This window comes from Proteus sp. CA142267, assembly GCF_003336825.1.
Lineage (GTDB): Bacteria > Pseudomonadota > Gammaproteobacteria > Enterobacterales > Enterobacteriaceae > Proteus > Proteus terrae.
Genome location: NZ_QPMG01000005.1, coordinates 165,260 through 187,371, shown reverse-complemented (window position 1 = coordinate 187,371; position 22,112 = coordinate 165,260). Strand labels below are relative to the sequence as shown.

21 protein-coding genes and 1 pseudogene are annotated in these 22,112 nt (G+C 37.2%); 11 read left to right on the top strand and 11 right to left on the bottom strand.

Annotation, left to right across the window (positions count from 1 at the left end):
- Positions 1-176: 176 nt before the first annotated feature.
- The 7 genes from C0T34_RS10885 (at position 177) to C0T34_RS10855 (ending at position 6,497) form a co-directional block, all read left to right on the top strand.
- Positions 177-743 carry a fimbrial protein gene (locus C0T34_RS10885; RefSeq protein WP_098941909.1) on the top strand — a complete coding sequence of 189 codons (567 nt, stop codon included), beginning with the start codon at positions 177-179 and terminating at the stop codon, positions 741-743.
- 93 nt (positions 744-836) lie between these two features.
- Complete coding sequence (locus tag C0T34_RS10880; RefSeq protein WP_098941910.1) at positions 837-3,332, top strand: fimbria/pilus outer membrane usher protein; 2,496 nt, start codon at positions 837-839, stop codon at positions 3,330-3,332.
- A gap of 26 nt (positions 3,333-3,358) precedes the next feature.
- Entirely contained in the window at positions 3,359-4,105 is a 747-nt protein-coding gene (locus C0T34_RS10875; RefSeq protein ID WP_098941911.1) for a fimbria/pilus periplasmic chaperone, read from the top strand.
- A gap of 4 nt (positions 4,106-4,109) precedes the next feature.
- Positions 4,110-4,595 (top strand): fimbrial protein, encoded by a 486-nt coding sequence (locus C0T34_RS10870; protein WP_109850166.1) that lies wholly within the window; start codon positions 4,110-4,112, stop codon positions 4,593-4,595.
- A gap of 16 nt (positions 4,596-4,611) precedes the next feature.
- On the top strand, positions 4,612-5,103 hold the full coding sequence (locus tag C0T34_RS10865; protein WP_098941913.1) for a fimbrial protein: 492 nt from the start codon (positions 4,612-4,614) through the stop codon (positions 5,101-5,103).
- Positions 5,103-5,639, top strand: a complete 537-nt coding sequence (locus C0T34_RS10860) for a fimbrial protein (RefSeq protein ID WP_098941914.1) — start codon at positions 5,103-5,105, stop codon at positions 5,637-5,639. The genes C0T34_RS10865 and C0T34_RS10860 overlap by 1 nt, the downstream gene beginning before the upstream one ends.
- Positions 5,640-5,645: 6 nt before the next feature.
- A complete protein-coding gene (locus C0T34_RS10855; RefSeq protein ID WP_109850165.1) occupies positions 5,646-6,497 on the top strand; it encodes a hypothetical protein in 852 nt (283 codons plus the stop codon).
- A gap of 104 nt (positions 6,498-6,601) precedes the next feature.
- Here C0T34_RS10855 and dhaM read toward each other — a convergent pair whose 3' ends face one another.
- From dhaM to C0T34_RS10835, 4 genes are all read right to left on the bottom strand, one after another.
- Positions 6,602-8,050: a dihydroxyacetone kinase phosphoryl donor subunit DhaM gene (dhaM, locus tag C0T34_RS10850; protein WP_109850164.1), complete on the bottom strand. Its 1,449-nt coding sequence runs from the start codon at positions 8,048-8,050 to the stop codon at positions 6,602-6,604.
- Positions 8,051-8,091: 41 nt separating this feature from the next.
- The gene (gene dhaL, locus C0T34_RS10845; protein ID WP_109850163.1) at positions 8,092-8,724 is read right to left on the bottom strand and encodes a dihydroxyacetone kinase subunit DhaL; all 633 of its coding nucleotides are present in this window, start codon (positions 8,722-8,724) and stop codon (positions 8,092-8,094) included.
- A gap of 30 nt (positions 8,725-8,754) precedes the next feature.
- A complete protein-coding gene (gene dhaK, locus C0T34_RS10840; protein ID WP_098941918.1) occupies positions 8,755-9,819 on the bottom strand; it encodes a dihydroxyacetone kinase subunit DhaK in 1,065 nt (354 codons plus the stop codon).
- Positions 9,820-10,092: 273 nt separating this feature from the next.
- Entirely contained in the window at positions 10,093-10,353 is a 261-nt protein-coding gene (locus C0T34_RS10835) for an ogr/Delta-like zinc finger family protein (protein ID WP_023582814.1), read from the bottom strand.
- Between the two features lie 576 nt (positions 10,354-10,929).
- On the opposite strand from C0T34_RS10835, the gene C0T34_RS10830 reads away from it, so the two are divergent.
- Positions 10,930-11,232, top strand: coding sequence for a phage holin family protein (locus C0T34_RS10830; RefSeq protein ID WP_098941919.1), 303 nt, complete (start codon positions 10,930-10,932; stop codon positions 11,230-11,232).
- Between the two features lie 74 nt (positions 11,233-11,306).
- On the top strand, positions 11,307-11,504 hold the full coding sequence (locus C0T34_RS10825; protein WP_098941920.1) for a hypothetical protein: 198 nt from the start codon (positions 11,307-11,309) through the stop codon (positions 11,502-11,504).
- Positions 11,505-11,529: 25 nt separating this feature from the next.
- On the opposite strand, the gene C0T34_RS10820 is transcribed toward C0T34_RS10825, so the two are convergent.
- The 4 genes from C0T34_RS10820 to C0T34_RS10805 all read right to left on the bottom strand — a co-directional run bounded on the left by C0T34_RS10820 (position 11,530) and on the right by C0T34_RS10805 (position 16,995).
- Positions 11,530-13,101, bottom strand: coding sequence for a fimbrial protein (locus C0T34_RS10820; protein WP_098941921.1), 1,572 nt, complete (start codon positions 13,099-13,101; stop codon positions 11,530-11,532).
- Between the two features lie 13 nt (positions 13,102-13,114).
- On the bottom strand, positions 13,115-15,625 hold the full coding sequence (locus tag C0T34_RS10815) for a CS1-pili formation C-terminal domain-containing protein (protein ID WP_109850162.1): 2,511 nt from the start codon (positions 15,623-15,625) through the stop codon (positions 13,115-13,117).
- Between the two features lie 17 nt (positions 15,626-15,642).
- Positions 15,643-16,329, bottom strand: coding sequence for a hypothetical protein (locus C0T34_RS10810; RefSeq protein WP_098941923.1), 687 nt, complete (start codon positions 16,327-16,329; stop codon positions 15,643-15,645).
- A gap of 66 nt (positions 16,330-16,395) precedes the next feature.
- On the bottom strand, positions 16,396-16,995 hold the full coding sequence (locus C0T34_RS10805) for a common pilus major fimbrillin subunit EcpA (protein ID WP_098941924.1): 600 nt from the start codon (positions 16,993-16,995) through the stop codon (positions 16,396-16,398).
- Positions 16,996-18,025: 1,030 nt separating this feature from the next.
- On the opposite strand from C0T34_RS10805, the pseudogene C0T34_RS10800 reads away from it, so the two are divergent.
- A pseudogene (locus tag C0T34_RS10800) lies at positions 18,026-18,172 on the top strand (TetR/AcrR family transcriptional regulator C-terminal domain-containing protein); the annotation flags it as partial.
- A gap of 2 nt (positions 18,173-18,174) precedes the next feature.
- Here the strand turns inward: C0T34_RS10800 and C0T34_RS10795 are convergent.
- Both C0T34_RS10795 and C0T34_RS10790 read right to left on the bottom strand, forming a co-directional pair.
- Positions 18,175-19,119: a sugar kinase gene (locus tag C0T34_RS10795; RefSeq protein ID WP_098941925.1), complete on the bottom strand. Its 945-nt coding sequence runs from the start codon at positions 19,117-19,119 to the stop codon at positions 18,175-18,177.
- Complete coding sequence (locus C0T34_RS10790; protein ID WP_109396262.1) at positions 19,119-20,138, bottom strand: SPFH domain-containing protein; 1,020 nt, start codon at positions 20,136-20,138, stop codon at positions 19,119-19,121. Before C0T34_RS10790 ends, C0T34_RS10795 begins: the two co-directional genes overlap by 1 nt.
- Before the next feature lie 153 nt (positions 20,139-20,291).
- Here C0T34_RS10790 and C0T34_RS10785 point away from each other — a divergent pair, with 153 nt between their 5' ends.
- A complete protein-coding gene (locus tag C0T34_RS10785) occupies positions 20,292-21,005 on the top strand; it encodes an NUDIX domain-containing protein (protein WP_098944044.1) in 714 nt (237 codons plus the stop codon).
- Between the two features lie 12 nt (positions 21,006-21,017).
- Here C0T34_RS10785 and aes read toward each other — a convergent pair whose 3' ends face one another.
- Positions 21,018-21,986, bottom strand: a complete 969-nt coding sequence (gene aes / locus C0T34_RS10780; RefSeq protein WP_109850161.1) for an acetyl esterase — start codon at positions 21,984-21,986, stop codon at positions 21,018-21,020.
- Positions 21,987-22,112 lie beyond the last annotated feature (126 nt).

Genomic DNA, 22,112 nt, shown 5'->3' with positions numbered 1-22,112 from the left:
ATATGAATGCACAAAGGACGCATTTGTAGGATATCCCTTATCTTGGTTTTATAAATCAATATCAATGGATCTGTAAAATTTAAATTGTAGAAAGGCGGTGAGGTTTTATTACCTATCGCTTATTTAGTCTGAAGCCAAGAAACATCAATATCTTTATTTTATATAAAGGAAATTTTATGAAATTTACTAAATTAGCTTTAGGTGTTGCGTTGTCTTTAGTTGTTGCTGCTCCTAGCTTTGCAGCAGATCCAGCGGAAAGCCGTGAAGGTAAAGTACGTTTTACTGGCTTTATCAATGACGTTCCATGCTCAATCGATGACAAAAGTTTAGATCAAACTGTTAAGTTTGGTGAAATCGCATTGCATGAACTGACTAGCAATAAATTCCGTTCAGATAGCGAAAACTTCGATATTATCCTGAAAAACTGCTCAACCGAAACTTACAAAACTGCAAAAGTATCATTCACTGGTGCAACTGTAAGTGGTTTTGATGGTTATACCGGCGAATTGCTGGGCTTAGGTGGCAAAGTACAAAACGCAGGTATCGTTATCACTGACCGTGGTAATAATCCAATTACTTTTGGTCAAGGCTTCCCAGTAGCAGGCCACGCTTTAAATAATGGTGACGGTTCTATCACGACATTGCAATTCGCGGCTTACGTGAAAGGTAACGAAGCTGTTGATAAGAAAGCAACAACTGGTTCTTTCGACACAGTAGCTAACTTCAAGGTTATCTACGAATAATTGTTGTTTTTTTAATAAGATGTGTGGCGTTTAGGCGCCATGCATCTCATCAATATTGTCTTCTGTTAATAATGCTGAGGATGGCATAGCAAAATGAAAAGCATGAAAATAAATAAGATCACAAAAGTAATGCTTTTATTCTTTGTTCCTTTTTCGTTGCCTATTTTTGCAGAAGAAGCAGTCGATTTTAATACCGACTTCTTAACAGATAAAGGTATTGAAAATACCGATTTTACTAAATTTTCTTACGCAAACTATATTCAGCCGGGCACTCATTTACTGGCGACCGACGTTAATAAACAAAGAGTAAGAAACGAAGAGCCTACTTTATTTTTTGCCCCAGATTACAACACAGAATTATCTATTCCTTGTATTACCCCAGAGGTTTATCCCATTTTAGGTTTAAAGTCTGAATGGGAAAAAAAAGTCACTTGGTTAACCACTAATAATACCCAGTGTCTTGATTTTCGTTCTGTTCCTAATATGAATGCAGTGGGTGATCTCTATACCGGTATTTTAAATATCAGTGTCCCTCAAGCTTTTATGGAATATCAAGATCCGAGTTGGGATCCACCTTCACGTTGGGATGATGGTATTGCAGGATCTTTTCTTGATTACAATATGAGTAATCGCCTTATTCGATATGAAAATAATGGAAAAGGCACTGAAACGGGTACCAATATTAGTGGTGTGATGGGCATTAATATGGGCGCTTGGCGTTTTCGCTCCGATTGGCAAGCTTCTGGCGGTAATTTAAATAATAACGATAAATCATGGCGTTGGAATCAGCTTTATATCTTCCGCGCGATTCGTTCTTTGGGTGCCAAATTAACTTTAGGTGAGCAATATCTCTCGTCAGAGCTTTTTGACAGCTTCCGTTATTTAGGGGCTTCATTAGAGAGCGATAATGCGATGATCCCACCTCGCTTACAAGGCTATGCGCCTGAAATTGCGGGGGTTGCAAGAACTAATGCCACAGTTATTGTGCGTCAAGATGGTCGTATTGTTTATCAAAATGAAGTAAGTCCAGGGCCATTTAGAATTCAAGACGTCAATACATTTGGTGGTGGTACCTTAGATGTTTCTATTGAAGAACAAGATGGTTCTGTTCAAACATTTAAAGTGGAAACATCGCGTTTAGGCACACTAACAAGACCGGGACAGTTTTTATATAAGTTGGTGATGGGTAAACCCACTAAAAATGAACACGATACTGACGGTCCTGCATTTTCTTTAGGTTCTTTCTCGTGGGGGGCTGCGAATAACACCACAATTTATGGTGGGTTATTAGCCTCAACAGAATATCAAAATATAGCTTTAGGTTTAGGGCAAGATTTAGCACCATTCGGGGTTCTCTCCTTTAATATTTCGGCTTCACGGGCTGAAATGGGAAGTAACTTTGATGATAAAACTCTATCAGGAACTTCTTATAACGTTACTTATTCAAAGCAATTCGATGAAATAAATAGTCAGATTACGTTTGCGGGTTATCGTTTCTCTCAACGTGACTATTTAAGCATGACTCAGTTTTTAGATGGTCGTTATAGAGGGCTCCATATTGACAGCGGTAAAGAGCTTTATACCGCAATCTTTGGTACGGCTTTCCCTGAATATAATATCAATACTTACTTAAATTATTCTCGCCAAACCTATTGGAACCGACCTTCAACAGATAATTATAGCTTTACGGTTTCTAGTTATTTTGATTGGGCTAATTTTAAAAATTTATCCATTAACTTATCAGCTTATAAAGTGGAATCGAGCCACAATAATGACGAAGGGGTTTATGTATCATTAGGTGTACCACTTGAGCGTAATGAAGCCAATATTAGTTATTCTGGATCGTTTAATCGCCATAATACTAATAACAGCGTTAGCTATTATGAACGACTTAATGATCGTAGTACGTATAATTTATCCGCGGGAACATGGGACAGCGATAAAGTTAATCTTTCAGGTTTCTATAATTACGACGGTAATTTAGCAAAACTGACGACAAGTGGTACTTATACCCAAAATAATCAAAGCGCATTATCAATGCAATTAATGGGTGGAGTAACAGTCACTCCAGAAGGGGGCGCATTCCACCGAATCACTTCAATGGGAAATTCACGCATATTGGTTGATACCAATAATGTTCAAGATATTCCGATTAAAACAGGTTTAACGCCCATTGAAACTAACCGACATGGTAAGGCGGTTTTAATGGGTGTGCAAAACTACTCTCGTAGCAATATCACCATCGATATTAATAATCTTCCTGAAAAAGCCGATGCCGTTCAATCGTCACAATATGCCACTTTAACCGAAGGAGCGATTGGTTATCGTAAATTTAATGTGATTGAAGGTGAGAAAGTTTTAGCCGTGATCACCATGGCTGATAAGAAACATCCTCCTTTTGGAGCCAGTGTTTATAACAAAGATAAATTAGAAGTAGGCATTATTTCAGACGAAGGCTTTGTTTATTTATCAGGTGTAAAAGCAGGTGAAACTTTAGATCTTGCTTGGAATGGCGAAACTTGCCAATTCCAATTACCTCAAGTGCTAGAAAATAATTTAAGCAACATGTTGTTGCTTCCTTGTAAGTGATTAAATTTAAGTCAACGGTGAATGAAATGAAATATATCAACACACAAACATTAAGCGCTATCGTTACACTTTGCCTTTTTTCTCAATCCGCTTATTCCGCTATCGCATTAGATAGAACACGCGTTTTATATAATGAAGGTGAGCGCTCAGTCAGTATGGTTTTAGAAAATGAAAATGAATCTAAACCTTATTTAGCACAGTCTTGGCTGGAGAATAGCAAAGATGAAAAAATTAATTCTCCTTTTGTGGTAACACCGCCAGTTCAACGTATTGAAGCTGGTAATAAAAGCCAAATTAAAATACAGGCATTACCTGCAACCAATATGTTACCTACAGACAGAGAAAGTATTTATTACCTTAATGTTCGTGAAATTCCTCCTCGTAGTGATTCTCCTAATGTTTTACAAATTGCATTACAGACAAAAATTAAAGTGTTTTATCGACCAAAAAGCATTGTCGCACCTAGTCGTTTAGAGGCTAATCCAATGGAAAAAGACATTGTGATTGAAAAACAAGGTGCTAATTACAATGTGAAAAATCCTTCACCTTATTATTTAACCATTACCAAAGTCAGAAAGAACAATACCGAAGTAAAAGACTTTGAAGCGGTGATGATTGAGCCTTTTGGCCAACGTCCATTAGGGGCAAAAGTAGGTGATTTAGGTATAACGCCAGCCATTGAATATCTCAATGATTTTGGTGGATTAGTTGAATTAACATTCCAATGTCGTGGAGATATTTGTTCAGCAAATATCAAAGATAAGAAGGCGTAATATTATGCTTATATTCCGAGGTGTAATACTTTTTCTTTGTATGAGTTTTCTCGCTCCTTCTGTATGGGCTGTTTCTGGCTTTTTAAGAGTGACAGTGAGCGGGAGTGTGGAATCACGTCCTTGCAAAATTAACGATGGTAAACCTATCGAAGTAAATTTTAATGATGTGATGACCACAAGAATAGAAAACGAAAATTATAAACAAAAAATGGATTACACCTTGGATTGTAAAACAACAGGTGATCCGAGTATGTCGCTGAAATTTACCGGTGATGGTGCAGGGTTTGATACACGTTATTTAAAAACAAGTGTGACAGATTTAGGGGTGTTATTTAAAACCGCTGATACCAATATCTATATGACAACACCGTTTAAGTTTAACTATAAAACGAGACCTGATCTTTATGCTGTACTCGTGAAAAAAAGTGGTGCCACGTTACCAACAGGCGCTTTTACTGCAACTGCAACTATGCAGATTTATTACAACTAACGGAGGAATAAACAACATGCGTTATTATCCATTCCTCATTATGTTATTTTTATTTTCTGTATTTTCTTCACTCAGTTTGGCAAAAGATAATGAAACACAGGTACTGATTAAAGGTAATTTATTAACTCCACCTCCTTGTAAAGTGAATGATGGCAATATGATTGAGGTGAATTTTGGTCCTGTGGCAATAAAAACGATTAAAGGCTATGACCAAAAACGAGAGATTAATTACCAAATTACTTGTGAAGAAAATTTAAATAACTGGAATATGTATTTATCAATAGATGGGAAAAAAAGCAGCTTCGATCCCAATGGATTGAGAACCAATATTAATGAATTAGCCGTAAAATTTATGATGGGTGATTCTATTATTGATTTAAATAAAAAGTATTCGGTTAATTTAAATAATCCTGAAAAGATTTGGGCTGTTCTGGTTAAAAAAGAAAATAGTGAACTGACGCCCGGTAATTTTACCTCAGGTGGCACTTTATTTGTGGAGTACCAATAATGAATAGATTAAGTGTGTTTCACTCTATTATTGGTAGTTGTTTATTATTTTCCTCTTCTGTTTTTGCAGCTGAAAATCTTAATATTTTTGGTTCATTAATTATCGCCCCTTGCAAAGTCTTACCTGAACACTCTCAGGTTGATGTGATATTTGATGAAATTCGCTTGGATGATATTTATAAAAGTTATTTTGAATTTGAGAAAAAGGATTTCAAAATCACTTTATCAGAGTGTGATATCTCTATTGCCAAGCAAGTGAAAATTAAGTTTGAAGGGGCAACGCATAATGAACTTGCTGGATTATTGGCATTGGACGACAGTACAAATAACCCTGATCTAGGAATAAAAATTACCACTAAAGAAGGTGTACCCGTGATATTAGGGAATTACACCAGTTTATATAATATTCCTAATAATGGTAATTTTGAGCTTAATTTTATTGCTTATCTGCAAGCAACGGCGGCTGCCATTGCAAATAAATCAATTAAACCGGGGCATTTTTCTGCTACCGCCGTGTTTTCTTTGAAATATGAGTAACAAATAATGAAAAGAATACAGCAAATTTTAAAGTTATTGATTGTCGTATATGGTTTTTGGCTATTTAGCGCACAGGCAGGTTATTTTACTTATATTACTAAATCGGGAGTATCACCAGATAAGGATAGTGATATTCGTTATGAATTTGTTATGGAATATTGGACTGAAATAGGATATACACCAAACCCTTGTAAAAGTTTAGGATTAAGTAGAAGTTGTTATATTCAAATTAATCATTTCCATAGGTTACCTAATATTGGCGGTACAAAAACAGAACGACGAGTGGCTTGGAAATGTAATGTGGATTTACAACATTTAAATAGTATGGCTGAAATTCGTGATGTAGCAATGAATCAATGTGGATTGTCTCTTCCATTCTCAGGTTATAGTGACCATTTAGGAAAGCCTAAAGTAGATGAGTGTATTGCTTTTTTTATGACAAAGTCATTTGATGATGGTGGTGGTTTTATGGTACCAGGGGGTGTTTGTGGCATTGCACCACCACCAGAAGGCAAATGTGCATTTGTTTCTAGTAATCTTAATATTTCACATGGTGTTCTTGATGTGACTCAAGTTAATGGCAATGAAGCCGAAGAGCAATTTGCACTGATTTGTAATGAAGATATGCCAGTAAAAATTACCAGTTCAATGGATGATCATTTTTTAAACTTAAAACCAGATGGTAGCATCCGTTCTTTTTTAACTTTAAATGGTTCCCCTGCATCAATCGGTACTCGAGTTGACACCATTAAAAATCAATATGTGTATGTCAATATTAAATCCAAACTCCAAACTTATGGTACACCTTCTTTAGGCAATTTCAGTGGTACTACGACATTGGTATTATCAATACCTTAATAAAATTAGAAGAGTCAATAATGACCTAGATTGATAGCGTTTTTCGTTGACTTGCCCGCACATGATTGTGCGGGTTTTTTTATGCAGTTAATGTGAAAAGAGGTTTATAACGTTGTTGGTTCAATAACTAATTCACCCTTATTTGTATCTAATTTTAGCTTTTGAGATTCAGAGACTTTTAATAACGCAGGCCCTAAATTGACTAACATCGGTAAGCGCATTTCTGCCGCGATAATGGCACTGTGAGAGCGACTATCACCTTTAGCTAAAGCAATACCAACTAATTGGCTATCAACCAATTGAATTAAAGTCGAAGGAAAAAGCTCTTTTGCGACTAAAATAGCGGGTTGTGAAGGGGTGAAACTTGGGCGCGTTTTATCTTGTAAATGATAAAGCACCTGATTACGTAGATCACGAAGATCGAGTTCACGTGCGCGTAAATAAGGATCGGTGAGGGCGCAATACAGCTGTGTTCTTTCTTGCATTTCATCCGACCAACTTTGTTGGGCGCTGATCTTCTCTTCTTTAATGCGATCAACCACACTCGTAATTAACTCATCATCATCTAACATCATGATATGGCCGTTAAAAATAGCACCAATATGCTCACCTAATGTCTGGCTCGCTTTATTGGCTGTCTGTTTTAGAGCTTTTAGCGTCTCTTTTATTGCAAAATTAAGTTTTCCAATTTGGGCATGGATATCAATCGGTTCAGATAAGTTTTCTATCGGTGATAGCTCTATTTCATGCCAAATAAAAGCAGGGGCTTTAATTTGAGACACTGGGGCTAAAATACCTTTTAATGTGATGGTATTAGAATCAGAAGGTAGCTCTTCACCAAAGCCATTTTTGGCAAGTTCAAGAAAAGCGGTAATCGCCTCATCTTCTTGCTCACCAGAGGCAATTAGCGTTATCTCATCACCTTGGCGAATTTGTATTAATGAAAGCTGATTTAAGCTGAGAGGATTAATACGTCTATCCCCTTTAACGAGTTGATAATCTACCTGAAAAGCAGAAAGTACTTCAACTAAAGTTGCAGCCGGTCTCACATGTAATCCATGAGGATTACGAACAACCCAACTTGCCTCTTTGCCGTGAATTTTGACAGAGGCATTAATATCATTTTTAGGCTGAACGAAATTTTCACCCAGTTGGATTTTCTTTGGATATAAAGAATTTGAAGCTTCTTCAATCACTTTCTCTAATGACGCTCCTGAAGATGCGGCGACAACCGCAGCAAGCGTACCTTCAACTAAGGGAGCAGAGCAGAGGGTGACTTTTTCAGCGAGAGCGGGATCAAGTAACTCAATCGCAGTTTCTGCACTTAATATTGCACTGCCTAAATCCATCATCACAACAATAGATTGTGCTTGAGAAAGTGATTCTATCGCCGTCATAATTTTAACGGCATCAGTACCAATTGCATGTTCTTCATCGTTGATACCTGCTGCAACGGCAAGTTGGCAATGAGCCGGATTAAGCATCTGACTGGCAAGCTCTGCCACACCATCAGCGAGATGTTTACTATGAGAAACAATAACAATATTTATCATGGTAGACCTTTATTGGTTGCTTGTATTGGTTGTTTGGTCAGTTATGCATTAATACTATTTGCAAGGGCTTGTATCATCAGTACCACAGAAGCACTGCCGGGATCTTTATGTCCGATACTGCGCTCACCTAAGTAGCTTGCTCGTCCTTTTCGAGCTTGCATCGGGATAGTATTTTCAGCAGCTTTTTCAGCGACAATTTGTGCTTGGTTGAGGGTTTCTTTAATAGAAAGATTTTGTTCATTAGATTGTTTTAATGACTCAACTACTGGCCACCAAACATCACACATTGTTTTGTCATTTGGCTCTGCTTTTCCTCGGCTTACAATGCCTTCCACACCTTCTGTTACCATTTCAATGAGTTGATTAAGTTCTAGATTTTGCAATGAAGCAGTGGGTTTGGCAGCACGAATAAAGAAGGTGCCAAATAGAGGGCCACTTGCTCCGCCAATATTTGAGAGCAATGTCATGCCTGTGGTTTTGAGGATGGTGCCAATATCTTGCCCTTCAAATTCAGGTAACTTTTCCTGCACTTTTTTAAAGCCACGGTTCATATTTAAACCATGGTCAGCATCGCCAATTTCACGATCTAAATCCGTTAAATAATCACTCTTTTGTTCAAATAGCAGTGCGCATTGTTGTAACCAAAGAATAATTTGAGCGTGAGTTAAAGCCATTTTTTGTTCCTTTTTCTTGTTATTAAAGACTTATTTCACCATCGCAGGTGTATTCACTGGGGCATCCCATAAGGTAAGTAATTCGTTATCCACTTTTAATAATGTAATAGAGATCCCTGACATATCGAGCGAAGTACAATAAGAACCAATTAAGGAACGTTCGATGGTTAAGCCAAATTTTTCACAGCATTGAGTTAAACGGTTATAAACGCCATAAAGCTCAGATTGTGGTGTGGCACCCAAGTTATTAACTAAAACAATGACGCGATCACCAGATTTTAAGGGCTGTTTTTCTTGATTTTCATCAATCCAAGTGCCGTTTTCACGATCCCAATTGCGGATCACTCGTTGATAGTGGCCATTTTCAATTAAGGTATTAAACATGGCATCGACGGTATCATTCAGGGAAGTAAATTTACGACGATCAATACCTGGTTCACCGTGAATACCGACGCCAAACTCCATTTCATTTTCAGGTAAAGTAAAAGAGGGTTTTCCTGCAGCTGGAACTGTACAAGCTTCCAAGGCAATACCGATAGAAAAACCATTGTTATTAATGTGATGACCTAATTTAACCAGTTCATCAAGAGAGTCGCCTCTTTCAGCTGCCGCACCCAGTAGTTTTTCAATTAATACGGTATTGGCAACACCACGACGTCCTGCGGTATATAAGCTATCTTTTACTGCCACATCATCATCAACTAATATTGTAGCAATTTTTATACCATCGTCATGAAGCAGTTCTGTTGCTGTTTCAAAATTCAGCACATCACCGGTGTAGTTTTTTACGATCATTAAAACACCTTCACCGCTATCGATCTCTTTGGCACAGTCATACATTTTATCCGGTGTTGGTGACGTAAATATTTCACCCGGACATGCACCATCAAGCATTCCTTTGCCCACAAAACCTGCATGCATCGGTTCATGTCCGCTACCACCGCCGGACAATAGAGCAACTTTACCTTTTATTGGAGCATCTTTTCGCGTGACATAAAAAGAGGAGGGATGAAGTTTGATTTCAGGATGGGATTTTGCAAAGCCTTGTAGTTGTTCAGATAACACATCATCAACTCGATTAATCAGCTTTTTCATCTTAAATGCTCCATTTGAAATTTGTGTTTAGTCTTCAAACCAGAAATAGGTTTTCTGGCTTGGGTGGCTGACAAATTATTTATTAAAGGATTGGCAAACAGGGCATCAATAAGCCATGTTTGTTTTATTTAAAACATAAGAATTATTTTTATTTAGCTTAAAAATGAATCTACATCATTTATCTTTCTATAAGAATAGGTTAGTCAAATAACCTGTCAGAATGGGAGCAAGATCATAAAAATAAATGAAAAAAAGAGTGTCTGTTAGTGATGGTTACATGCCTTGCAAAAGAGTGAGTGCTTTCTCTCGTTGTTCTGGAGAAAGGTTTTTAATCACATCTAATAACAACGTATCTTTGTTTTTTGCACTTGGCATAAGGGTATGGCTAAACGTGAGGTTTAAAACAAAGGTATGCCCGCATTCAGGATCACGACAAGCACAATAGAGATCGGATAACTCTTTGTGTTTACGATTACTTTTCTTTATAAGCGCTTTTTCACCGCATTCAGGACAAAAAATAGTTAAGACACGCATATCGTTTTTCTCTTTTCTATGGGCTATCAGATAGCTTCTATATTAGCTGAAATTTGTATTATAACCAGCCTATTTATTGTTTTTTTATATAAATCCTTGTTTTAAGGCTATTTAAAGATACTTAAAACAAGTTTGTTTGTTTGTATTGATGTGAATAGTTCGGTTATTGTCGGATAAGCATTGATAACCGACGTTAACCGAACAAACTTACTAGCCTGAAATACAAACTTTGTAGATAATAGCTTCACGTTAAATGATACGGAGATAAGCAAGATATTGAATTTATTGTTTATTCTTTTGTTGATTTTCAGTGTAAGTAGAAAGCAATAGATAAGGATGTCTATTACAAGTTAACAAGGAAGTTAGCAGTAATATAACTGAATCGCCTGTTGTTTATCGCAAATGGATGTTGTGCGTAGTTGAAATAAAAGGAACTTACGTTATCTCAATCGGGAATTTATTCAGTTACACAGGGTCGTGGCTTACTGCTAATTCTTTACAGATTATCTGATGAATGTTGGGAGGTGAGAGTTCTTTTTACGGTTAAAAAAGTGTAATCAGATATGAGGTGTATTCATGGATGAATATAACAGCACATTGATATCGTTAGTCATAGTGGGCGCTTTTATTGCATTAGGAAAGATGCTCGTTGCGAATGAAACCATTACATTAAGATTGTTTTTCGGCAAAATTATTTTAGGCTCTGCGGTTTCTGTTGTTGCTGGTGCACTGCTTATTTTATGGCCTGGAATTGATCCTGTCGCAGTAATGGGAATTGGCTCAGCGCTCGGTATTGTGGGCTATCAGTTAGTCGAAATCTGGTTACGTAAACGAGGTAATCAATTTTTTTCAGGGAAAGGAAAAGATGATACCAAGTAAAAAGTGCAACACATTTTCATCATAATAAAAGTCGATAAAATCAGTTTTGTCTCGAATGACTAAGGAATTCGGTCATGTTCAACACACAAGCGTTATATGCATGGATTGCACTACTGGCGTTTAGTTTGGGTTGGATTGCTCAAGGATGGCATCGAGACAATATAGCGTTAGAACAACGGATGTTAATAACGGCAATCGAAGATCAAGCAAACATGGATGCTTGTCTTGATCTTCAACTTTTTGTTTATGTATTAGAGGAAAATTATCCCTAATATAAAGAGGATGCTCTTATTTTACTCAGTGAATGTCAGTTCCTGACCATTCTGCAAAGACATTAACATAGCCCCGAGCTTCTACTACACCAATCCAGTCTTCACCTTCCATTGAGAAAAGAGAAGCACTTTCATTCATAGGAAAGGTTAATTGTAAGTCGGTACGATAGAAATTGCCTTCTAACTGATAAGGGTAAGGCCATGTGGTTTTTGTCCATAATGCTTCTTTTATGGAGATAGGCACATTATCGCAAGCAGTACGGCTTTTTACTTTTGAGCCACCTTCATCGGTATACATTAAATAGGCTGAAAAAGGCACATTGATTTTTTTATCTTTAGAACTAAATAAGCAGTAAGACTGACCTCGGATTGTTGTTTTAGGTCCTTCAACGGCAGCTGTAATTTTATTGGCTTGGCGAAATGCACTGGTGGTTACAATATAGTCAAAGGTTAGCGGTGGCTCTTTATCGCCCACTTTTCCTTCTCTATGCGGATTATTGGTTAAGTCTTTAGAAACAATACTAATGCCATAATCGCGAGGTTTAATAATAATTGTATTTGATGGCGTAAATTCATAAAACCCTGATTGAGGTACCGCAACATTGGTAAAACTAAAGGTAAATAAATCTTGGCTTTTAGAAAGATCTACGTTGTTTTTAATTAATTTTTTAAAAAAACTTTTTGTAAAATGAACATAAACGCCACCATTACCAGGGGTGACTAAATAAGAAGCAATGGTTGCTGATGAATAATAATAAGTTCTTGATGTAGGTGTTGCTGAAAGAAGTATATCACTCGCTGTTGGTGTAAATGATAATGTCGCTGTATCGACTTTCATCGCCAGTCTCATAACATTTAAGTTTTCGCCTTTTAGTTCATAATCGACCATCTTACAGACAACATTATCACCTACAATTTCGCAAAACTTAGACCCTAAGCCTAAAACAGCATTACCTTCGCTATCGACAAAAATCTCTTGTAACGCATTGGTTGATTTTAGCTTTATATGCCCATTTTTGGTGATCGCAAAACTTTGCTCATTTACTTTACCATTTACAGAACGGCACGTTTGACCCAATGCAGGGTTGTAATCATTTTTTGTATAGCAGAAAAAATAACTAAAATTCTCAGTACTGCCAACAGGCAAGTTTTGCATATATTGATAAAAAGAATCAGAGAATATTGCTCTAGGAATACCCGCTTCACCGCCATGAGTATTCATATAAGCACGATACATTCCGTCATTTAAAACTTGTTCAGGTCTTTGTATACCATCAGAAGGGCAATCTCTATAGGTTCGCCAGCAACGGTTACCAATAAATGGCATTTTAATTGGAGAGTTTTCTAACCAAATATCAAAATAATTGTAGAGAGGAACTGCACCTGTATATCCCATGTAGCCTAAACTAAGTTGGTCACTACTATATTTGGTAAAAACGTTAGCACCACTAAAACGAGGGTCCGTTTTTTGTGGGGTAATAAAATATTCATTATCAATATTGTTTTCAATAAAAACAATATCATTGGTGTAAGTTGCTGCATTGGCAGTAAATGTAGCAAAAAGGGTAAGTATTAATAATAAATAATGTTTAAACATTATATGCTTTCCTTTAATTTCGGTTTACCAATGTAGTTTGCGGATCACAAATTACATCACCTACCCACAGCACACCGCGAGCTGACGACAGATCTAATTCAGCTTCACAAATTTGTTTATCATCTTGTTGTAATGAAATCACTGGATAACGTTTATCAACATCCATCGCAAACTGACCTTGGGTATCGGTTTGTGTGCGCCCGATATGGTTACGTACTTGTGCACTGGCTAACAGCGTGCCGTCAGGTGACTTCATTCGACCAAACACGGTAACCATCTGTTTTAACTCAGGCTGATGCACCGCCACGTTACCCGGATAAAGCACCACGTTTTTCACACGACCCGAGGCAATGTCAAAGCTATCTTCACTGTTCTTATCATTCAGTAATTCGACTTTATATTCGGCATAAGGGGAAAGTGGAATAAAGTTATTCCCACCCGATAACACAAAGCGTTGACCATTGACGTTAGCGGCAATTTGGCCTTCACCATCAATCCCAGTTTTGACAATTACCCCTGATGTTTCTTGTTTTCCACTGGCAGAGAAATTCATATCACTATAAGCCAGTGAGCCTCGTGCCGTTAAGGTGGTATTTAAACGGTCATTATTAGGGCGACTCATGGTTAACGTACCGGTGCTGTATTTGGTATCGAATGAGCCGTAACCGCTGACAGAGAAATCACTGTCAGTACCATCTTTATCATGTAACAAAGTGGACATGGATAAGCCTGCATTACGAATAGCGGAATCTTCAAAGCTTTTCGATGCAGATAACTCGCCCCGCAGATTACCATTGCTGGAAGAAACACCTGCACTAAGCCATGTTGCTAACGGCAGTGAGAAATCTAATGTGATGTATTTTTCGTTGGTGCTGTTTTGGTTATCGTAGTGATAGCGTTGAACACCAGTACGCAAACTCATACTGCCGTAACGACCCGTATAAAGTGTAGTTGCATATTCAAAACTGTTAGATTTATTTTTGTCTCTTAAATCTTTAGTGTGAGAATAAGTAAATGAGCCTGCATATTCCCAAAATTGAGAGAAATTCAGGGTAGTACCAAAAGAGTAGCTATCAGAGTCATACATAGGAAAATCATCTTTGATATTTCCTTTTTCTCGATTGACCCATAATGCGCCAATTCCTTTAGGCAAGGAGTAATTAGCAGTAAAAATATTACGGTTACTACCGTCTTTAGCAATTAATGCCTGCCAACTGGTTGAGAGTGTATCCGTTAATTGTAAATTACTATTGGTTTCTAATACGGCAAGATTATCAAAGGCATAAACAGAACCCTGTAAGTTTAAGCCTGAAAATACACCTAATGTAATCGCACCTGCACCACCGACTAAGACCGTATTATCGCCACTGGTTGTACGATATTCGTTATTGTTATTTTTAATCCGTTTTTTGTAATCTACATAACCAGAATATAATTCCCAACGAAATTGGTTTAAAGTTGCCCCTTTCATATTGTAAGATTTATTGACGGTTTGACGCTGCTTAGAGCGAACTTGGCCATCAATCACCACTTCGACATCGACTTCATAAATACCGAAAGGGAGTGGTGCGGTATCCACTTCAAAACTCCCCATTGGGAAATTCTGAATACTTAATAATTTGCCATCACGATAAAGGCGGACTTCACCGGCACTCGGCAAAAAGACCGTAATGGGTGTTAAAGAGAGTTGAGAATGGCTTACTTTAGACGATGAGTTATTACCGTAAGTAACACCATAAACTTTACTGCTGTTAAGTGCTGACATGGAAGCAATAGATTGTAAGTTCCACGTATTTAATAGACCAAAAGCAAAACGGCGACCATTAAAGTCACGTTCAAACATGGCTCGATAAAAGTCAAAAGACTGCTCTGCAGTACCTAGGCCATACGCTGTGGCGCTTAAGTTCAAATGGTTTTCAGCAAAACTCCAAATACTGTCGATTGAAAAATAACTATTAGTGTTATCTTTTTGCTGTTTCATTTGATTGTTATAGACACCTAAATCATAGGTGGTAACGGAGGAAATATTATCAACGGTTGATTTTCCTAACATTTCCGAACGTGCTTTGATTTGAGTGGCAAGGCCTGCTTCATTAACATCTAACGACATAATAAAGGTACTTAAATCAAAATTAAGCGTAGCATCTGAGGAAAGCGCTATCTTATTATTTTGATCAAAGGGCTTATCTTTAAGTTCGTTTAATGATTGGAGGAGTTGTTCATTGATAGAGGCAACTTGTGCATCACCTTCATCTAGTGTTGGAGTCACTGAGTTAATCGTGATTTTATTGTCTTTAAGTACCACTAGTGCATCGGCAATTTTATTACGACTTTGTTCTTCTAATACAGATTGATTAGAGAGGTTATAACGCAGATAAACAGGGATCGTCATGCCTTCTTCTAACGCAGTTACGAAGACACTAGGAATGATGTAGTTACCCATCTTTAAACTAGATGATTGGCTAAATGCACTTCCAGATAAAAGGCATAAAGCGATACCTAGAGCTATCCCTGATTTACGCACAATGAATCCTTATTAAATTAATTTATAATAATAAAATCATCGTTATGCCAAATACCGACAGTTGCTCTTTTGCTTTGAACATCGACTTGTTTTAACTTAACACCAAGGCCTGGCATGACGTAATAACGTTCACTACAACGATTATTTTCATTTTTTGTCACGGCATTAGGCATACAATCGCCCGTGGCGACAGTACGGAATGAGCTATTCCCCGTGTTGTAAACAATACGAGTGCTTTTATCGAAACGGTAACTGAAGTTTTCTTGACGTGGAGCGACGACTAAAATGGTGCTTATCATTGCTGATGTGGTCGCAGTTGCTGCTTTTGAGCTCTGTGTTGATCCGGTTTCAGTCACGGGATCATCACGCCAAACTAAGCGATAATAGCGTTCTTGATTATCACTAGGACCTTTATAGAAAATCTTGAAATTTTCTTTGGTTTTTCCGGGTAAAATTAAGTTTGCTGGTGAGATCAAAATCTCATTATTAACTAAAGGGATCACTTTTCCATCTTCTAAAGGCGATGAAATTCGCTCAATAGACAATCCGACTAACCGTGCTTGCTCGACATTATTTTCAATTTCTTTAGCAAGAATCGTTTGATCAGACAGCATTGTTTCAGTAATAGCGCCGACATGGATGGCTGCTGCAAATTGGCTATAAAAAACCAAAGGACTCAAACACGCTAATATTATTTTTTTCATCGTGGATCCTTGAGGGAGAGCGAAAATTCGCTCATCCCGTATTTATTAAAATACTGACTTTGTAACTTATGGTGCTTTAGTGAAGTCGCCTTCCCAAGTTGCAGTAAATTGAACTTTAACGTCACCATCCCAGTAACCATCAGCTAAATCAGAGAATTGAGCATCAGTACCAGCGATTTTTGCGGAAGCAATATTGAACGTGAATTGGCTTTGACCGCTTACACGCTCTTTACCGTTGTAAGCACCGTCTTGAGCTAAGAAATCAAGACCAGCCGTTGTACCAGCAGCAACGTCAACCATGGTGGTTTCTGTTGAGCTAGTTAAGTCAGTACCATTCCATTTAACACCAACAGTTAATTCACTGTTATCAGAAGCACGTACTAATTTATCGGTGATGATTTTTGAAGTTAGTTTAAAATCAGTCGCTTTTTCTTGACCTTGGATAGTGATATCGAACGCACCATCTTGAGAATTAAATGCTTTAATACCTTCCGCATAATTGAAAGTTAAAGATTTTAATGGTGTAACAACTAACATACTTTTAGTATCTTTGTATGCTTTCGCATCCCATGAAGCAACAGCACTTGCTGTACGAGTATCAGCTTGAGCAAGAGTTGTTGTACCCATAATAGCAACTGCAAGAACGGCTAATGTCAGCTTTTTCATAAAATATCCTTCGTAGATTAATTCTTATTACATAATGTTTTTAAATAACAGATGTTATTTAAAAATAATCTGTTATTCAGTTAGTTAGGCTTTAGTAAAAATACTTATTTAAAATGAATTTTAAATAGACTCATTTTAAATAAAATATATTATTGAGATGGAAAAGTGATTGTTTGAATTTGTTAATGTCGATTCTCTTTATGCTTTTAGTCAATATATTCAAATATGCAAAAAAGAGATAAAGCTAAAATAAGTGTATTTATTCTTTTTTGGATTATTTGTTTTATTTACCAATTTGTCTTGAGGTCAATTCTACAATTTAAAAATTTTATAGGGATAGGATTAATCCCATAGCATTTTATGCTGGAAAATAAAAATATTAGTATTTTTAAACCTTATATTAACTTTTATACGCGTAAACAGAGTTTTTCATCACTATTAAGTAAAAATAACTTAAGTATTTATGATTAGTTATCACTATATAAAAAATTTTATTTACTCTCTTTTTGTTTTTTTTTATTTTGTAAGGTAATTTTTAGAAATATAAGCCCAATAAATTAGTCTTTTTTGGAATCACTTTGGTGTTTTATTTTTTTTATGATGGATTTCTAATTAACAGATAAACTTTATTATTGGAAGTATCTAAAAATGATTGGTGAATATTGATCTAAATTAATATATGACTGTTACTACAAATAATTTTTATTTAAATAGAGTTAAAATTAATAGAAATTATATTTTATTCTTAGTTGGATAATAATTTTACAATGTAAATAAAAAGTAAATCAATAATGAAATATTTGTTTTTTACTCAGGCTGAATATGATTGAAAATAGCTATCATAAAATAACTATGTAACTAAACTGCTCTCTTACCTGCTCTATCGCTCAACACCAATGTTTATGATTGCGGCCATTAAAATAAAGTCCTATCAACGATATTAAGAGCAGATAGGACTTTTATAATCTTTATAATTTCTAGTATTAAGAGGCTGAAATAACAGCTTTAGAATACAATAGGCTGCTAACCAAAAGTAGAGACGGATACTGTTGCCTATCCGCCATTATTAACCCAAGCCGTTGCAATTATGGATAGTGATAATGGTGATGCCGCATTTTTGTTTGTCCTAGATGTGATGATCTCTGGACTTGAAACGGTGTTAAAGAGCGCTAAATAAATCTAAATTTGCTGACGTCCTTTTTGGCTAATTAGTTGCCCTTGTATGTCAGCGATACCAATGTGGGCAATGCAACCTGCATTAAATTGTAAATAGTCATCTTCGATACCATCAGAGAAAATCACGCCATTCTCTGGCATCAAAGATCCTAATTGCAGTGGTGAATCAGGCTCAATAGTGCCAAAAGTCAGTGCAACACCTGTTGTTCTACTTGGAAACGGCTCTCTTACACTAAATTGTAGCTTTCGTTCACTCCAACTAAAACCTTGTAACAGAGGGTGCGAAGCTTCTCCTGTGATTGCCATCGCACCAGCAAGAATAGATTGAAACCATCCTGTTGATCCCAATCCTGTTGACACAATAATGCCTGATGAAGATTGCACTTCTTCAGTGCCATTCCATTGCAAAATATACCGCGCAGAGGTGTGGCTTTTAGGGCCAATAAATAAGTCATTAACCGCTAATAAAGATTGACCATCATTGGTTGTCGCTTGTGCAAAAGTGACCGTTTTAAAGGGCATTTTTTTATTAATGGTGTTAATAACGGTCTCTTTTAATTGCCCTATTTCAAAGGGTAATAATTTACCATCCCATCTTGATGGATCAGGATTTATGGCAATGATAGGCTGCCCATTAAGGTATTTCAGCGTATTGGCAACAAGCCCATCTTGACCAATCACCACCACAATATCGTGAGGTGAGAATTGATAGCTAGGTAATAAGCCTCTTTCTAAAAGTTGAAATCGTCCTAATGATTTTAAAATCAGCTCAGCTTCTGTGAGTTGCTTTTGATATAAATTGTGTTCATTGAGGTAATCCTTTACCTCAACATTGTTGTGTTCTAAATAGAATTTGGCTTGTGACCAGGTATTAAAGCGCTCAATTAATTCCTGTAAGCGGCTTTTTCTCATCACCAGTACAAAGCGAAAATCTTCGTTACGTTGCATTATTTACTGCCTTTTTTCATAAATTGGCTAAATAAATCAGGTGTGATATTTAACTCTCCGATTTTTCCTGAATTCAGTGCTAAGGTTTCAAATGCCATTGCCATTAATTGTTGTGAGTCCATTTTTGCTAATGCCATTGCTTTTAGGTTCTCAACGGGCAATTCACGATAAGCACGCATGGTAGCTTCAATAGCATAAGCATCCGCTTCTGATTGTGTTCGCTGATTTTCAGCACTTAACGCGACCAGTTCTTTGCGTTTTGCTTCCGCATTAACTTTGGCTTCAAGGCGTTCTTTTTCAATCTCAGCTTGTTCGCGTAATAATGTACGTTCGTTTTCTAAACGTGCTTCTTCAATCTCTTGGCGTTTACGTTGAACAGATAAATCGGTTTCTAATTCAGCCTCTTTAATGGTGCGCTCTTGTTCTACTGAGAATTTACGACGAGCATAAATGGCATCATCGGCTTCTTTCAGTAAGGATTCTCTCGCTTCAGCTTCGAGTGCTTTTAAGGTTTCTGGTGATGGAGTGATTGCCGCAATAGAAACATCTAAAATCGCAATACCTAATGCCTCTAATGAGGGATGTTCAATTAATTGCTCCATTACCAAAGTCACTAATGATTGGCTAAGTAATAACGCTTCTCTAAGCGGTGTACTTTGGATCTTTGCTTGAATTAAAGTTTGTGCAATACGTACAACACGATCACTGAGTTTGAGTGGATCTTCAGAGGCATACGATTTGCCGTTTTTGCTTAAGTTAAAGTTGAGTACTTCTGCGGCTTTTTCAGGTGCTTTAACCTGAAATGAGATCTGCCCTTGAATGCGTAAACCCTGAAAGTCCGAGGTTTGGAAGTTAAAAATAAAAGGTGCTTCTTGAGCGTTTAAAGGTAATGCCGCAATAGAGGTTGTGGCGGAGTTATACCAAAAACTCAAGCCTTTACCTTGTTGGCGAACGTTACCATTGACAGATTTGATAATGAATGTTGATGAATCAGCTTTAAAGTAATTTAAGTTAAACATAGTGCCTCTCCAATTAGTGTCCTTATGACAATAACTGAATTTTGTCCTATAGACACTATGCTTGTCAACTGATTTAGTGTCTTTATGACAAAATTTGATTTTTTGCTGTTTAGGCTTAAAATAGTTTCATCGTCTTCTAATAAAACTTACGCCATGAATGAACAAGATTTTTTAGCCAGTTATAACCGTCGTGATTTCCTATCACCCCTGATCACTGTTGATTCCGTACTATTTACTTACCATGAAGAGCAGTTAAAAGTGTTGTTGGTGAAAAGAGGAGAGCATCCTGAAAAAGGAAAATGGGGTTTACCCGGTGGATTTGTCGACGAAGTGCAAGATAAATGCCTTGAAGATACGGTGCTAAGAAAATTAAAAGAGAAAACGGGCGTGATCCCCCCTTATATTGAGCAACTCTGTTCAGTGGGAAATAGCCAGCGTGATGTAAGAGGTTGGTCGGTGACGGTTTGTTATACCGCGTTGATTGCACATCAAGCCTGTGAAGCGCATATAGATACCGTGGATTCGGTGATGTGGTGTCCTATTGATGAGATTGCACAACAGAGCTTAGCGTTTGATCACCATGAATTAATTGCTCAAGCAAGAGAGCGATTAAAGCAAAAATCACTCTATTCGATTGTTCCCGGATTTGCATTACCCGAAGTATTTACCTTGCCAGAGTTACAGCATGTTCATGAAATTTTGATTGGGAAAGAGATCCAGAAAAAATCATTTAGACGACGCATCGAACAAGCCGATTTATTAATTGATACTGGAGAAAAACGCGCAGAAAGAGGACGCCCTGCAAGTCTGTATCGACTCAAAGAAGCGTCTGCGGATTATCGTTTTATTCGAAACCTTGAGTTTTAATAGGCTGACGTTTTACAAAGCGAGTTGTTTGACAAAGTAGTGAGCGCCATCTCGAATGGCGTCATCAGCCACTTTCATCATCCGTGAGTAGTGTAAAAAGGCATGTAATGTGCCTGGATACATTTTATATTCACAAGCTAATTGATGGGCTTCTAAGGTTTTAAATAGCGTCACACTATCATCAATAAGTGGGTCATATTGTGCACTGGCGATAAAGCAAGGCGGAATATCTTGCGTTAAATCGTTATTAAATAAGCAATAATAAGGTGCATCGCGACTGCCAAGTGCGGTTAGATATGCATTATCATATTCTTCTAGATCTTGCTGGCGCAATCCATCCCATTCTCCCCCATAAAGGCGACGGCTGGTGGAATCGCGTAATCCATATAATCCATACCAAAGCAAAACAGCACTGATATTTCCACAGTGAATTTGTTTGTCGCGTAGCCACAATACAGTAGCAAGAGATAACATTGCACCCGCAGAATCACCCGCAAAACCAATATATTGTGTATTAATATCGTAGCGTTTTGCATTTTGATGATAATACTGACAAACCTGTGCTGATTCATCGATAGCTTGGGGGTAGCGAGCTTCGGGAGACAATGAATAGTCAATACCAATAACGGCACAACCGGTATAGCAGGCAAGCAGTCGCATAATGCGATCGTGAGTATCTAAATTTCCTAAAATAAACCCACCGCCATGCAGATAATAGAGTGTCGCGGGTGTTTTTTGTTTGGGTTTATAAAGACGCGTTAATACACTTCCATAAGAAGTACTCACCGAAATATCTTGTATGCTAAACATCTCTGGTGCATCCGCATTCCAATAACGCCTATCTTGATTATAAGCAAGACGCATTGATGGATAATCATCATTTTCTGGCGCAGGTTGCGGATTATCTGCATAAAATTGCATAACTTGTTTCATCTCTGGCGAAATAAGTTCTAGCACATTGATTTTATTTTTAGTTTTCATTCATGCCTCCAATTATCACTGTGGGGTATTGTAAATAATGAGGCTTAATAAACTGGGATCTTGATATCCAATATTGAACGTTAGCGCGAAATGGAAGGAGTGAGAGGTAAATATGTGATCTGACTT